The organism is Halolactibacillus alkaliphilus (genome assembly GCF_900115465.1).
Classification (GTDB): Bacteria; Bacillota; Bacilli; order Bacillales; family Amphibacillaceae; genus Halolactibacillus; species Halolactibacillus alkaliphilus.
This window is the reverse complement of sequence record NZ_FOWN01000005.1, coordinates 21,394-35,967: the sequence shown is the minus strand read 5'-3', so window position 1 is coordinate 35,967 and position 14,574 is coordinate 21,394. Positions and strand designations below refer to the sequence as shown.

Annotated in this window: 12 protein-coding genes and 2 tRNA genes; 1 reads left to right on the top strand and 13 read right to left on the bottom strand. The window is 37.2% G+C overall.

The window, feature by feature from the left end; all coding sequences use genetic code 11:
• Positions 1-41: 41 nt before the first annotated feature.
• The 3 genes from BM163_RS03415 to hemA all read right to left on the bottom strand — a co-directional run bounded on the left by BM163_RS03415 (position 42) and on the right by hemA (position 3,628).
• A complete protein-coding gene (locus tag BM163_RS03415; RefSeq protein ID WP_089800258.1) occupies positions 42-1,028 on the bottom strand; it encodes a hypothetical protein in 987 nt (328 codons plus the stop codon).
• A 77-nt stretch (positions 1,029-1,105) separates the two neighbouring features.
• Positions 1,106-2,407, bottom strand: coding sequence for a glutamate-1-semialdehyde 2,1-aminomutase (hemL, locus tag BM163_RS03410; RefSeq protein ID WP_089800256.1), 1,302 nt, complete (start codon positions 2,405-2,407; stop codon positions 1,106-1,108).
• Positions 2,408-2,461: 54 nt separating this feature from the next.
• Entirely contained in the window at positions 2,462-3,628 is a 1,167-nt protein-coding gene (gene hemA, locus BM163_RS03405) for a glutamyl-tRNA reductase (protein WP_089800254.1), read from the bottom strand.
• Between the two features lie 198 nt (positions 3,629-3,826).
• Between hemA and BM163_RS03400 the strand changes: the two genes are divergently transcribed.
• Positions 3,827-4,309 (top strand): hypothetical protein, encoded by a 483-nt coding sequence (locus tag BM163_RS03400; RefSeq protein ID WP_089800252.1) that lies wholly within the window; start codon positions 3,827-3,829, stop codon positions 4,307-4,309.
• Between the two features lie 56 nt (positions 4,310-4,365).
• Here BM163_RS03400 and yihA read toward each other — a convergent pair whose 3' ends face one another.
• From yihA to BM163_RS03350, 10 genes are all read right to left on the bottom strand, one after another.
• A complete protein-coding gene (gene yihA, locus BM163_RS03395; protein WP_089800250.1) occupies positions 4,366-4,947 on the bottom strand; it encodes a ribosome biogenesis GTP-binding protein YihA/YsxC in 582 nt (193 codons plus the stop codon).
• Complete coding sequence (gene lon / locus BM163_RS03390) at positions 4,947-7,265, bottom strand: endopeptidase La (RefSeq protein ID WP_089800247.1); 2,319 nt, start codon at positions 7,263-7,265, stop codon at positions 4,947-4,949. The genes yihA and lon overlap by 1 nt, the downstream gene beginning before the upstream one ends.
• 120 nt (positions 7,266-7,385) lie before the next feature.
• Positions 7,386-8,633 carry an ATP-dependent protease ATP-binding subunit ClpX gene (gene clpX, locus BM163_RS03385; protein ID WP_089800245.1) on the bottom strand — a complete coding sequence of 416 codons (1,248 nt, stop codon included), beginning with the start codon at positions 8,631-8,633 and terminating at the stop codon, positions 7,386-7,388.
• Positions 8,634-8,999: 366 nt separating this feature from the next.
• On the bottom strand, positions 9,000-10,286 hold the full coding sequence (gene tig, locus BM163_RS03380; protein WP_089800243.1) for a trigger factor: 1,287 nt from the start codon (positions 10,284-10,286) through the stop codon (positions 9,000-9,002).
• A gap of 176 nt (positions 10,287-10,462) precedes the next feature.
• Positions 10,463-11,425, bottom strand: coding sequence for a tetratricopeptide repeat protein (locus tag BM163_RS03375; RefSeq protein ID WP_089800241.1), 963 nt, complete (start codon positions 11,423-11,425; stop codon positions 10,463-10,465).
• 169 nt (positions 11,426-11,594) lie between these two features.
• On the bottom strand, positions 11,595-11,834 hold the full coding sequence (locus BM163_RS03370) for a DUF2164 family protein (protein ID WP_089800239.1): 240 nt from the start codon (positions 11,832-11,834) through the stop codon (positions 11,595-11,597).
• Positions 11,835-12,657: 823 nt separating this feature from the next.
• Positions 12,658-12,731 (bottom strand) — tRNA-Arg (locus tag BM163_RS03365).
• 4 nt (positions 12,732-12,735) lie between these two features.
• Positions 12,736-12,809: transfer RNA gene (locus tag BM163_RS03360), tRNA-Gly, on the bottom strand.
• 186 nt (positions 12,810-12,995) lie between these two features.
• Positions 12,996-13,508: a metallophosphoesterase gene (locus tag BM163_RS03355; protein ID WP_089800237.1), complete on the bottom strand. Its 513-nt coding sequence runs from the start codon at positions 13,506-13,508 to the stop codon at positions 12,996-12,998.
• 20 nt (positions 13,509-13,528) lie between these two features.
• Complete coding sequence (locus BM163_RS03350; protein WP_089800235.1) at positions 13,529-14,122, bottom strand: XTP/dITP diphosphatase; 594 nt, start codon at positions 14,120-14,122, stop codon at positions 13,529-13,531.
• Positions 14,123-14,574 lie beyond the last annotated feature (452 nt).

Here is a 14,574-nt window from a genome sequence, read left to right as displayed (position 1 = left end):
AACCGATACGTTGTAAAAAACTTCGTTTTCTTACAACGTTTTTATTCTGTACTGGGTAAGATGACGACCTGACCTGACGACAAAGATGATTCAAGATGTGGATTCACCATTTGTATTTTCACAAGGTCGACTTTATGATTCTGACAAAAAGCTGTAAGTTCGATCGTTTCCTTAACAATGAGACAAGGTAGTTTTACGTATGGATTGCTTAAATTTTTCAATCCGTACTGCTGGTAGCGCATCTGAGCTGCTAAGACATCATTTTCTCTTTCATTTATCTCAGCTTCTTTTGCCACTTCTACAACATTTTTCACAACTTCTTCCTCCTCTTTCCCCCTAGCACCGTCTGTTTCATCAGATACTAGAGCTGATTCGTCTAATTGATTCATTTGTTTAATTTGATGAACATTACTATCCATTAGTTTGTCTACCTCTTCTACAACTGGGTGTTTTATATTACTAATCGACTGATAACCTTCCTCAACTCTCGTCTCTTTGTCTAAGACGTGACGTTCATTTTTTTCTACACGTTCTATCTGCAATGCTTCACTGTCTATTTCTTGATCAGGATTAACTCGTAATCCACCTTGAACATTTGAGACGTTTACTAATGTACTATTAACAACTTGTGCTAATGCACTGGCTGGTTCTACTAATTTAAGCATCGCTTTAAGTGTAAATAGTTCGCGTGTTGGTAAAACATAATCGAGATCATACACCGTCAGGTGCGCCTCAGAACACCTTGCGCCAAACAATTGTATAGGATAACTAAAATGTGCACTTGCTTCATGCTCTTTTACTTTTCTAATGTCCGTTATTGTTATGGTGTTTGCCGGAACAGTTTGTTCTTCACTTATTTCATGTGGGAGCGGAACATAATATATTGTCAAATCAAGCGTTCCCGACAACCCTTCGCTCGTTTGGTTAAGCCGACTAGGTTCTACATCGACACCAATAAGGGTGTCAATCGCCTCAGATAAATAGAACGTTTGGTTCACAGCAATTTCTGTCACATGTTCTTGAAACAAAAAATCATCTCCTTTACAAGACACTGTATATTTCAAACAGTTTAGTCTATGCAAAAAGAGATGAATTAAGACATACCTTATACGTGTGATGCTATAACTTTAAAACTTTCATCAATCGCTTGAATCGTTTGTTCAATCATATCTTCCGTATGTGCCGTGGATAAGAATACCCCTTCATAAGGAGAGGGTGGTAAAAGGATGCCCTGCTCAAGCATCGTTTTATAATAAAGATTGAATAAATCATGACGACTATTTTTTGCTGTTTCATAATTATAGACAGGTGTCTCACTAAAATATATACCTATCATGGAACCAGCTATGTTAACTTGCAGGGGAATATTATATTTAGTTTTTTTAGCTATGTAGCCTTCCTTCAACTGATGAAGTAAGGTATTCAGCTGATGATAACGCTCCTTAGTCAACTGTTTTAATGTTTCAATCCCCGCCGTCATAGCCAGTGGATTACCGGAGAGGGTGCCCGCTTGATAAACCGTTCCACTTGGTGCAACATGGGACATAATAGCCTTCTTTCCTCCGTAACAACCGACAGGTAAACCCCCACCAATAACTTTACCGAGACAGGTTAAGTCCGGTGTCACGTTGAAATGCCCTTGTGCACTGTGGTAACCCACACGAAATCCTGTCATAACTTCATCAAATATCAACAGACTCCCATATTCTTCAGTTAAGGTGCGTAACATTTCAAGAAACCCTGTGACTGGTGGTACAACACCCATATTGCCTGCGACCGGCTCTACAATTACGCACGCTAAATCGTCTCCATATTCAATAAAAGCATGTTTCACACTTTCAATATCATTATACGGCACCGTAATCGTATGCGCCGCTAGGGTGTCTGGTACGCCTGGGGAATCTGGTAATCCTAATGTCGCAACGCCTGAACCTGCTTTAATTAAGAGCGAGTCACCATGTCCATGGTAACACCCTTCAAACTTTAAAATTTTATTTCGTTTTGTATATCCGCGCGCCAAACGCAACACACTCATGGTCGCCTCAGTACCCGAATTAACCATCCTAACCATTTCCATTGAAGGTACGCGGTCAATAACGAGTTGGGCTAATTCATTTTCTTTCTTTGTAGGTAAACCAAAACTCGTTCCCGACTGTAATGCTTGTGAGAGCGCCTCGATGACTGCCGGGTGCCTATGTCCAAGAATAAGTGGTCCCCAACTCAATATGTAGTCAATATAACGTTTACCATTGACATCTTCTAAATAAGCCCCTTCACCTTTCTCCGCAAAAATAGGTGTCATATCAACCGATCGAAAAGCACGCGCCGGTGAATTAACGCCTCCAGGCATTAAATCTTGTGCTTGTTCGAACAGTAATTGTGCTTTATCATTCATCCAACCATCCATTTACACTCTTCCTCTCTTCTCTATTACAGTAGTTTGATATTTTATGAATCCCATTTATTCTAGGTTATCTAGTTGCAGCTTTATACTTTCAAGTAAAGCCGCTTTTAAATGATGTTTAATCACCGTTTGTTCTTTCTTAGTTAAATCCGGTAATTGCGTCGTAACGCTCGTCATCAGTACCCGTAACCTTTCATCACGTTCGGTGAATAATGCGTGACGTATTTTGTCATGCTGTTGCTGTTTCAGTTCATTTTTTATATGAGCCACCTCCAATTCAATCACTTGTGAAATTCGCCTTGCTTTTTGATGCCTTACGAAGTGATGGCGGTCAATCATTTTACCCAGTGAATCTAAATCATGCAACTCGATACGATCTAAGTCATTTACCGTTTCTTGAATACTTCTTGGCATAGCCATATCAATCATAAGCAGCGAAGACTTCGTTTGAAGTTTTTCAACGTCACTTTTTTTAATCAATGGCTCATTTAACTCTAATGTTGAGACGACCACATCTACTGACTTAAGATAATGTGCCCATTGACTAAGTTGACCAGTGATAATTGACGGTTGATCTAAATTGCCTAACTTTGATTGATCGCGATTTAATACAATCAATTGATGGGTTCGATCTTTTAAATGATATTGAAGAAACAATTGCCCCATTTTACCCGCACCAAGGAGTAAAATTGTTTGTGGTTTTTGTTTATACTTTTGAATAAATTGATACGCACTATAACTAAGTGACACGGCATGATCATTAATACCTATTGTTTTATGCATCTCTTTACAAAAGCGAAAGGTTCTTTGAAAAATAGTATGAAAGCTTTTTTTCACTGTATCACACTTCGTCGCTTCTTGATAAGCGCTCTTCACCTGGCCAAGTATTTGGGTTTCTCCTAATACGTGCGCACGAAGGCCTGCTGATACATGCAACAAGTGTTTTAACGCTTGTTCATCCCTGTAACAAACAAATTGCTGTTCAAATTTTGCTAATGTCAATCTAAAATACGATAACATAGCTTTGCGGATGTATTGTTCACTATCACTTGATGAGTTAAAATACACTTCAAACCTCTGACACGTTGAGAGAATGACCACTTGATAACTGTTTTGATTTGATAAAAGCGGATATAAGCTTTTTTTATGTTCATCTGATAAAACGAATTGTTCTCGCTCATCGAGTGATACTCGCTCATTATTTACAGAAAATACAGTAAGCATAACCCGATTGCCTCCCCTTTTTAAAAATAGCTTGTTGTATAGCTAACAACGGATATTCATAGTTTTAACGTCGTAAACATGATAAAATAATGTTTGAAGTAAAAAAATCCATCATCTTATAATCTTTTACACGGTATCATATTTCTTTATCAGAAATCAACTCGTAACGTGTGACCGAAGGGAGTGTTTAAATTAAGTATGAAAAAGCAACACCATATAGCCGCTTATTTACTTATTGGCCTTGGCTTATATTTTCTAAGTCAACAAATTTACATACCTATCGCAAGTGATTTAGCAACCTGGCCGACATTACTCATGTTGATCGGTGCCATTTTTCTATTTAGTGGTTACAATCATCGAGATTACGATAAGTTATTACCTGGCGGTATTTTATTTTTTCTAGGTCTCCATTATTACCTAACGCCCTTTTATCCTTACTGGGTCGATCATCGGAGTATTTATTTCATTATTGTAGGACTAGCCTTTTTACTGCGCTATCAACAAACAAAGCACGGATTCTGGGTGAGCTTAATACTTCTTAGTATTGGTTTATTTACTTTATTGTCAAGAACAGATACTGCTTTTCAATATTATATTGAATCTTTTATGACACTATTAGAAGTATATTGGCCTATCGGTTTAATTGTTTTTGGCATCTACTTATTAATTAAAAGAAAATAATTAAAACGGCCAAAATAGCCACCATCACGAGACCTAAGTGATGGTGGCTATTATTCTTATAAAAAGCGCTCTATTTCACGCCAAGCTTCTTCTTTCCCTTGACCTGTTTCACTTGAGAACGGTACAACAACATCACCTTTTTCGAGCTGAAGGGTGTCTTTTACTCGCTTAATATGTTTATGAATTTGATTTTTCTTTAATTTATCTAATTTTGTCGCTACGACAATGACCGGTAAATCATAATGCTTTAAGAAATCATACATTTTAATATCATCTTTTGTTGGCTCGTGTCGCAAATCAACAACTAAGATGGTGGCTTTTAAATTTTCGCGTTCAGTGAAGTACGTTTCCAACATCCGCCCCCAAGCTTCGCGTTCAGTTTTAGACACTTTTGCATAACCATAACCAGGCACATCAACAAAATGAAAAATCTCATTAATTAAGTAAAAGTTTAACGTTTGCGTTTTTCCGGGTTTTGAAGATGTCCGCGCTAAAGATTTACGGTTAATCATCTTATTAATAAACGATGACTTCCCAACGTTTGAGCGACCCGCTAAAGCAATCTCTGGAAAACCTACATCTGGGTACTGTTTAGGTGCCACAGCGCTAATTGTAATATCTGATTTAGTGACTTTCATTATTTCACCTCCACTAATGCATATTTAAGTACATCATCCATATGAGATACCGGAATAAACGTAACGGCATCCCGTACACTTTTTGGAATATCTTCTATATCTTTCTCATTATCTTTGGGGAAGATAATTGTCGTAATACCACTTCTGTGTGCGCTCATAGATTTTTCTTTCAGTCCACCGATGGGTAAAACTCGGCCTCTTAACGTAATTTCACCTGTCATACCAACTTCTTTTCTTACTGGTCGTTTCGTAAGAGCGGAAATAAGTGCTGTTGCCATTGTAATCCCCGCAGAAGGGCCATCTTTTGGCGTAGCGCCTTCTGGTACGTGAATATGAATATCGCTTTTTTCATAAAAATTGCTCTCGATTCCGAGTACATCTTGTCGCGCGCGAATATAGCTAATAGCGGCTTGAGCAGATTCTTGCATGACATCGCCAAGTTTTCCTGTTAATTGCAATTTACCTTTACCAGGAACAACACTGACTTCTATACTTAAGATATCTCCTCCAAAGGCTGTATATGCAAGACCCGTTGCCGCACCGATAAAGTCCTCTGTTTCACGCTGCCCATATCTAAAAGGCGGATGTCCTAGAAACTCTACAAGCTTCTTAGCCGTAATAACAATACGTGTATCCGTATCATCTAAATGACGTCTAGCCGCTTTTCTTACTAAGCTAGCAATTTGACGCTCTAATTGCCTTACGCCTGCTTCCCTAGTATAACGACGAATTAATTCTATAATAGCATCTTTTCTTATTTGAACAACATGACCATTTAAGCCGTGTTTTTTAACTTGTTTAGGTACGAGGTAGTTTTTTGCGATAAATTGTTTTTCAATCTCTGTATAACCTGACAACTGAATTACTTCCATTCGATCAAGTAACGGTGCTGGAATACCTTCCTGTTGGTTAGCAGTGGCTAAAAAAAGTACTTGGCTCAAATCATATGGTTCCTCGATAAAGTGATCACTAAACTGATGATTTTGTTCTGGGTCCAGTACTTCAAGCATTGCTGACGCCGGATCACCTCTAAAATCATTTGCCATTTTATCAATCTCATCAAGCAGTATGACGGGGTTAACTGTTTTAACTTTTTTCATCGCTTGGATCATCCGTCCAGGCATGGCACCAACATAAGTGCGGCGATGGCCTCTAATTTCAGATTCATCCTTTACCCCACCGAGTGATACTCGCGTAAACTTACGGCCCATTGCCCGGGAAATAGACTTTGCGAGAGACGTTTTTCCTACACCAGGTGGCCCGACAAGACATAGAATTGGCCCACTTAAATCATTTGTCAATTGTTGAACAGCGATAAACTCTAGAATGCGCGCCTTAATTTTTTCTAAGCCATAATGATCTTGATCTAAAATAGCCTCTGCTGCACGAATATCTAGCTCATTCGGTGTTTGTTTTTGCCACGGAAGTGCTATTAGCCAATCTAAATAGTTTCTTATAATGCCTGATTCTGCAGACGTTTGTGGAATACGTTCAAAACGCTGCAACTCACTTTTAGCAACAGTTTTAATTCGATCGGTCATGTCGCTTGTTTCTATTTGTTTTAATAAATCACTCACATCTTTTTGTTTCCCATCCCGATCACCTAGTTCCTTTTGAATCACTTTCATTTGTTCGCGCAAGTAAAACTCTTTTTGAGATTGTTCAATCGATCTCTTAACATTTTGATTAATTTTCTTTTCAATCTTTAATAATTCTTGTTCATTTGATAGCATTTGAATAAGAGCTTTTGCACGCTCTTCTAAATCAACACATTCTATCAACAGTTGTTTTTGACTCATCTTAATATCTAAATAAGAACTGACAACATCACTCACATGTGATAAATCATCAATATCTGCAATATCTTGATAAGTTTCTTTTGACAGTTTAGTTGATAACTCTACATAACGTTTAAAGGCATCAGAAATTGAACGAATGAAGGCATCTTCTTTCAACTCGTTTTCGACTTTCTTTTCAATTATTTTTTTTGCATCCGCCGTATAAAAATTATTGACTTCCTTTATGTTGTCAATCTCTGCACGATAGAGACCCTCAACTAATACTCTAAATGTCCCATTAGGAAGTTTTAGCATTTGTTTAATATAGCCAACAACACCAATAGGAAAAACGTCATCTTTTTTGGGCGTCTTCACCCTCGCATCTTTTTGAGCAACTAAAATGATCCGACGGTCGTTCATCATCGCCTGTTCAATAGCATCAATCGTTTCTTTACGTCCTATATCTAAATGCGTTACTACATTAGGAAATACGATAGTGCCCCTTAAAGGTAGAAGCGGCACATGTGGATTTTTCGTCATAACATCCCTCTTTTCAGCTCTAAGTCGTAAGCAATTACCAACGACTCATGTTTATAATAAGTGGATTGAATAGAAAATCCCTTGTGAGACACAAGGGATTTTTTCTTCATATCCTTTTCATTAAGCAAGCTCAGTGCCATCTTCAAGTAATAGTTTTGGACGATTAGCTTCGTCTTCTACAGTTTCTTTCGTGATGATACACGTCTTAATATCTTCACGCGATGGTAATTCATACATCACATCAAGCATAATCCCTTCAAGGATTGAACGAAGACCACGCGCACCTGTATTGCGTTCCATTGCTTTATGAGCAATGGAAACAAGAGCATCATCTTCAAATTCTAATGTCACATTATCCATTTCAAATAGACGTTTATATTGTTTAACGAGCGCATTTTTCGGTTGAGTTAAAATTTGTACGAGCGCATCTTGGTCTAGTGGTTCAAGTGCACCGATAATCGGCAAACGACCGATAAATTCAGGAATTAAACCAAATTTGAGTAAATCTTCCGGTAAAACTTTTTGGAGCAGTTGCGCTTTGTCCATATCATTAATATCTGTTTCAGCACCAAAGCCAATAACGCGCTTACCTAGACGACTTTTAATGATTTGATCGATACCGTCGAAAGCACCACCGACAATAAAGAGTACATTGGTTGTATCAATTTGAATAAACTCTTGATGAGGATGTTTACGGCCGCCTTGCGGTGGGACGCTTGCAACTGTCCCTTCAAGAATTTTAAGAAGTGCTTGTTGAACACCTTCACCACTAACATCACGTGTAATGGATGGATTTTCTGATTTACGGGCAACTTTATCAATTTCGTCAATATAAATAATCCCTTTTTCAGCTTTTTCTACATCATAATCAGCTGCTTGGATAAGCTTGAGCAAAATATTTTCTACATCTTCACCAACATAACCCGCTTCTGTAAGAGATGTCGCATCTGCGATAGCAAATGGTACATTTAAAATACGCGCAAGTGTTTGAGCAAGTAAAGTTTTACCGCTACCTGTTGGTCCAATCATTGCGATATTACTTTTTTGAAGCTCTACATCACCCGTTGTTTTAGGTGCATTGATGCGTTTATAGTGATTATATACTGCAACGGATAAATTACGTTTTGCTTTTGATTGACCGATGACATAATCATCAAGAATTTGATTAATTTCTTGAGGCTTTGGTACCTCAGCAAAATCCATTTCTTCATCCGTACCTAACTCTTCTTCAACAATTTCAGCACATAAATCGATACATTCATCACAAATGTATACCCCAGGACCTGCGACTAACTTCCTTACTTGTTCTTGACTTTTACCACAAAAAGAACATTTCAATTGCCCTTTTTCTTCGTTGAATTTATACATTACGTTCACCTCTCTATAATAAACACCATCATCTTTCATGACTTGTTTGCTTTCATTATCATATCAAAGAATCGGCGATATTTAAAATAATAGCCCTTATGCATTTCAAATCTACTTTATTAACCATCACGCTTAAATTAAAAGCATATGTATTTTATCATAAAGTTATGTATGTTGTCTTTTAAAAACCTTCACAATGCTTGACTTTTACATATTTAAGTTTAAAAAAGACCAAAAAAAATATGTATAACCCCAATTGTTAGGTACTAAAGATCATATTTACCAGTAAATCATGTGCTTATATAAATGTTAGAAAACAAGGCGACCATCGATCGCCTTGTTTCTCTAAGTCATATGAAAGCAAAATTACTTTGCTACACTGTTGTCAACTAAGAAATCAATTGCTTTTTTGAATTTAAGATCATCTTTAATGCCATCTGTGTTGCCACCAAGCATTTGTGTTAATTGATCCATTTCTAGGTTATACATATCTGCCATTGATTCCAATTCTTCTTGAACATCTGCATCTGTTGCTTCAAGTTCTTCAACTTGCGCAATAGCCTCAAGTACAAGGTTTGTTTGAACACGCTTCGCTGCATCTTCTTTCATTTGGTCTTTCAATTGTTCTTCTGACTGACCTGAGAATTGGAAGTACATATCAAGTGTCATACCTTGTTGTTGCAAGCGTTGTTCAAATTCACGTAACATACGATCTAATTCAGAATCGATCATTGCCTGTGGCACATCAATTTCTGCATTGTCAGACGCTTGATTAATAAGCGCTTCACGCTTAGCAGCGTCTGCTTCGTTTTGTTTTTGTTCTTCTAAACGTTTTTTCGTTTTATCTTTTAATTCTGCAAGTGTTTCTACTTCATCATCCACGTCTTTAGCAAACTCATCATCAAGTTCAGGCAATTCTTTTGCTTTTACTTCATGAATCGTTACTTTGAATGTTGCTGGTTTACCAGCAAGATTTTCAGCGTGGTATTCTTCAGGGAAAGTTACGTCAACTTCTGTTGCTTCACCAGTTGTCTTACCAATAAGTTGTTCTTCAAATCCAGGGATAAATGAACCTGAACCAATTTCTAATGTGTGATTTTCAGCTGCTCCACCTTCAAAAGCTTCGCCATCAACAAAACCTTCAAAATCAATAACAACCGTATCACCATTTTCAACAGCACCTTCTTCTTTAACAACTAATTCAGCTAAAGATTGGCGTTGGTTATCTAAATCTTTTTCGACGTCTTCGTCTGTTACAGTCACATCAACGTTTTCTACTTCTAATCCTTTGTAATCGCCTAATTTAACTTCCGGCTTTACTGTTACTTTAGCAGTAAAGTGCAATGGTTGACCTTTTTCGATTTGCGTAATATCAATCTCTGGCTGGTCAACTGGCTCGATACCAGCTTCTTCTACTGCATTTGAGTAGGCTTCTGGAAGTACGATGTCTACTGCATCTTGGTATAAAGATTCTACACCAAAACGTTGTTCGAACATACCACGTGGAATACGCCCTTTACGGAATCCTGGTAATTGCACGTCTTTTACTACCTTTTTAAACGCTTGATCAAGCGCCTCGTTAAATTGTTCTGCAGAAACTTCTACGGTAAGAAGACCTTCATTGCCTTCTTGTTTTTCCCATTTAGCTGTCATTAAATTTCCCTCCATGATTACATATATATTAATTTTATTTGCCGTTCATCTATGATACGTTAGCTCTGTTTCACAACCGAACGCAAACTACAACCATTATATTATAACATAAACCTTATCTGTTTCAAGATTTAGTGTTCAAGTGGTTGTAAATTTCTTAAACAATTTAGTACTTTCTATTCTTCTAGTATGGAAAAATACAGTTGTTCTGCCTCCATTAACTGCATTATTTTATCATCTACTTCTGATGAAGCAGGATTTTTAGGGTCATTAAACGCTTGATTAACAATCGTAACAATTGCCTCTTTTAAAACACCTGCGTCTTCCCCTTCGACAAAAGGATAACGCACATAAATAAAGCGTTCAAGTATTTGCATCGCGAGCCGGTAAAATGATGGATTACGTTCTTCTATTTCTCTCAACATTTTTTGTACGGCCTTAAATAAAGGATGATCTGTAAAGTAAGGATGCGTCTTTGGATTAAGTCTCATCTCTTGATTAAATTTATGTATCGTAATAACCTCATCAATCCGATTTGCCTGTAGCAGACTAATAATTACAGACTGGATAACAGGATGAGTGTCGGCTTTAAGTAACGTTTTAAACGTGTCTAAATATGGGGTAATATCTGACTGTTGTAAATGGTTAATTAAGTGCCACTGTGCAAGTGTGTTATGATTATTGATCGCATCGTTTAGTTCACGTTTCGTCACATTGATTTCAGAAATGATTTCTTCATCAACGAGAGGCTCATTAAGTTCTAATAAATTTTCAAATTGATATCGGTACGTCACATCTTTCACATCAACGAGGACTGTTTCTAATAATTCTTTCACTTTTTTATGTTTATGAAATTGAAATAACAAGGTCGCATAAATATGTATGTAAGTCAGATAATCATTCGTATGTTGGTCAATCAATGCTTCTAAAAATAATTCAGCTTCTTTTAAGTCACCTAATTCCGCTAAACATGTGACTTTTGCGACCATTATGTCAACATCATCGATGCCGTAATCAATTAATTCTTCAAAAACTGGTAAGGCCTTTTTATATTGATGGCGTTTAAAGTAATCGAAAGCTTCTTTTTCAAGTCTTGCTTGTTCTTTAGGGAAGAGAACGAGCTTATCTTTATTCGTCATTTTTTACACCTCCTAAATTGTGCATAATAATTATTCTATGTATTTTGTCCTAGTTATAAGGATACCCTAAATATCATAAAAGTAAACAACCTCATGTTATTTTATTGGACTATCTCGGCCCTAAATACTCCCAGGTCGTCATCTCAACCTAAATGATAAACATCACGTTCTATTTGCGCTTAACAGCTTTTAGAGCACGAATATCTTCGTCCATTGACCAAGCTTTTTCTTCAACCAATGCTCTAACTTTTTCAATGGCATGATCTTCGTAAATGCCCACGATATCCTCTTCCAAAAACTGTATGAATTGATCTGTCGCTACACTCCCAATAGTTAAATCGAATGTAATGGCTACATATTCCCTTATTGCATCACTAATAATCGTATACTCTTCTCTAGTTAGTCGCATGTTGCGCCTCCTCTTATTGTGAATTACTCGTATTGCAGAATGTTATATGATGTCTCACTATCCTAAAGCGACCTTCTCGATCTTTCAGAAGTATTTGTAACTCTGGCTTTTTTTGCTTAATAGCATTTACGAACTTTATATGCATTTACGATGTTGATTAGGCCACTCCATTTCATTAATTCTAAGGTTTTTGTTTGCCTATCCTAATGTTAGTTCTAGCTTGCTTATAATCATTCTCTAGATAAGACATTCTTGCGGAGCATATAACATAGAGCTTCGCAACCGAAAACTTTACGAGGCTTTTAGTAAGCATACCTGGAGAGATTCGAACTCCCGACCCACGGCTTATAGGGCGGTGAATTCTAGACTTAGGTGCGTTGATATAAAATCCTTTCCGATTATTTTTATAGACTGCTTAAAGTTTTGGTTAAACAGCTTTCTTAGATACAGGGGATAAAACCATATATTGTCCATTCATTAGATGGCGTCACACTCCCATACTTACAAGTATGTTAATAGGCAGATCAAACTCAAGCTTATACCCAAAGTGTTGACACAATGCATTATGTCAATACTTCTTCGATAATGACCGATCACATGTTATCTTGATTTTCTTCAAAAAATCTAGACCCATAATCACTGAATATGGCTTTTAGAATATTCATTTGAACAGGCATATTTTCTTCATGTACCATAATATGACCTTTACTCTATTTCGCACTGAATTTCAATCCTCTAACCCTTGGTATATAAACACAAGTTTTAACTTTCCTATACTACAAAAAAAACCTCACAACCATTGAGGCTGTAAGGCTTTTGTTAGCATCCCAGGAGAGATTCGAACTCCCGACCCACGGCTTAGAAGGCCGTTGCTCTATCCAGCTGAGCTACTGGGACATAATGGAGCGGGTGAAGGGAATCGAACCCTCATCATCAGCTTGGAAGGCTGAGGTTTTACCACTAAACTACACCCGCATAAAAATGTTTCTATCAATAATTTCTCTAACAGACAAAATATATTATAGTTTTTTTAAAGATAAATGTCAATAATATTTCAGACAAAAATTCAAATATTTCACTTAGCAGGTTGAAATCACACTATAAAAGCGTTCCATTTTATAAAAAGAACACTTACAACAAAGGGCCTGAGCGCCCTTTGTACTATAAGATAAACTGTTGCGATAAACTTTTGACTTCTTTACCGTTTAATTGATAGAACGTCACACTATAGGCTGTATTTCCCCAAGAAAGAATAGCATACGTTTCTTCACGTCTGCCTCGAGGTAGTCGAATACTCCCTGGGTTTATCACTAATTGATTACCAATTTTTGTAGCGTGGGCAAGATGCGAATGGCCGTGACACACAATTGTTGCCTGTTCTTCTTCAGCATGGTAAGCAATTGGATCAAGCGTTATCTTTACATTATGACGATGGCCATGTGCGATGAAAAAACGCAATCCTTTAATATCTATCATTAATTCTTCCTCATACTCAGGATCATAATCACAGTTTCCGGCAACTTTATAGAATCCTTCCATCGCTGGATGATTAAAATCTAATTCAGAATCTCCACAGTGAATCATCCCATCAACTTTTTCCTTATAGCGCTCTTTTAGTTTCTTTAATTCATCTTTAAAACCATGACTATCACTCGTTATTAATACTGTTGGCATAGTAGCAACCTCCCTCTTATTTATCTTTTATCCAACCAATCAGCGATTTTTCTTAGTGCATTTCCCCGGTGACTAATCGCCGCTTTTTCATCTGGAGATAATTCAGCCATTGAGCAATTATAGCCTAAAGGTTTAAAAATCGGATCGTAACCAAAACCATTCTTTCCTCGTCTTTCTGTTAGAATAGTTCCCTCACAGTATCCTAGCTCAACTGAGGTATCTTTTCCAGGTTTACTTAATGCAATTGCACAAACAAAGCGGGCTGACCTCGCATTTTCATTGATACCTTTTAGATTACTTAACACTTTATCAATATTAGCCTGATCATCCTTTTCAAGCCCTGCATAACGTGCAGAGTATACGCCAGGCTCACCATCTAATGCGTCAATCTCTAATCCCGAGTCATCACTAATTACTGGGATTTTTAGCAAGGACGAGATGGCTTCTGATTTTAATATTGCGTTCTCACTAAATGTTTTTCCCGTCTCCTCGATGTTACTAATAGTTTGATCCAAATCTAATAATGAGACGACTTCAATCCCTTTCGGTTCAAATAGAACTTTAAAATCCTCTACTTTTCCTTGATTTTTTGTCGCGATAAGTATTTTATTCATCATTTAACTCCCTTTGATCATGACTTGGTACAGATTGATATTTCTTGTCAACACCCCATGACTGAAGTTACGAGGGTTCTTGACTACTATTAAAAATATCTTAATATTATTAACTATACTTTCAGACATTAATTTTAAAGTACCATAACCTCATCGTCATTTCAATACATGTACCCTCGTGAGGTGCGACGAAGGTGTAGAGTACGACTTAACATTTAATCAAAAATTTCAATCCACGCACCCACATGGGGTGCGACGATAAGAAATAGTCGACGTCATACGCGCCTTTATTATTTCAATCCACGCACCCACATGGGGTGCGACTTAGGCTCTAGTTCTGGAACTAATTTTTTTGATATTTCAATCCACGCACCCACATGGGGTGCGACTTAACGTCATCTGAACGCTTAACTTCTAATGGCGAATTTCAATCCACGCACCCACATGGGGTG

Bases quoted from the DNA above. Each gene is read 5' to 3' on its own strand.
- hemL (WP_089800256.1), bottom strand. From the start codon at position 2,407: ATGGATGGTTGGATGAATGATAAAGCACAATTACTGTTCGAACAAGCA.
- lon (WP_089800247.1), bottom strand. From the start codon at position 7,265: ATGACGAAAAATCCACATGTGCCGCTTCTACCTTTAAGGGGCACTATC.
- BM163_RS03370 (WP_089800239.1), bottom strand. From the start codon at position 11,834: ATGCGACTAACTAGAGAAGAGTATACGATTATTAGTGATGCAATAAGG.
- tig (WP_089800243.1), bottom strand. From the start codon at position 10,286: ATGACAGCTAAATGGGAAAAACAAGAAGGCAATGAAGGTCTTCTTACC.
- BM163_RS03350 (WP_089800235.1), bottom strand. From the start codon at position 14,122: ATGAATAAAATACTTATCGCGACAAAAAATCAAGGAAAAGTAGAGGAT.
- hemA (WP_089800254.1), bottom strand. From the start codon at position 3,628: ATGCTTACTGTATTTTCTGTAAATAATGAGCGAGTATCACTCGATGAG.
- BM163_RS03375 (WP_089800241.1), bottom strand. From the start codon at position 11,425: ATGACGAATAAAGATAAGCTCGTTCTCTTCCCTAAAGAACAAGCAAGA.
- yihA (WP_089800250.1), bottom strand. From the start codon at position 4,947: ATGAAAGTCACTAAATCAGATATTACAATTAGCGCTGTGGCACCTAAA.
- BM163_RS03400 (WP_089800252.1), top strand. From the start codon at position 3,827: ATGAAAAAGCAACACCATATAGCCGCTTATTTACTTATTGGCCTTGGC.
- clpX (WP_089800245.1), bottom strand. From the start codon at position 8,633: ATGTATAAATTCAACGAAGAAAAAGGGCAATTGAAATGTTCTTTTTGT.
- BM163_RS03355 (WP_089800237.1), bottom strand. From the start codon at position 13,508: ATGCCAACAGTATTAATAACGAGTGATAGTCATGGTTTTAAAGATGAA.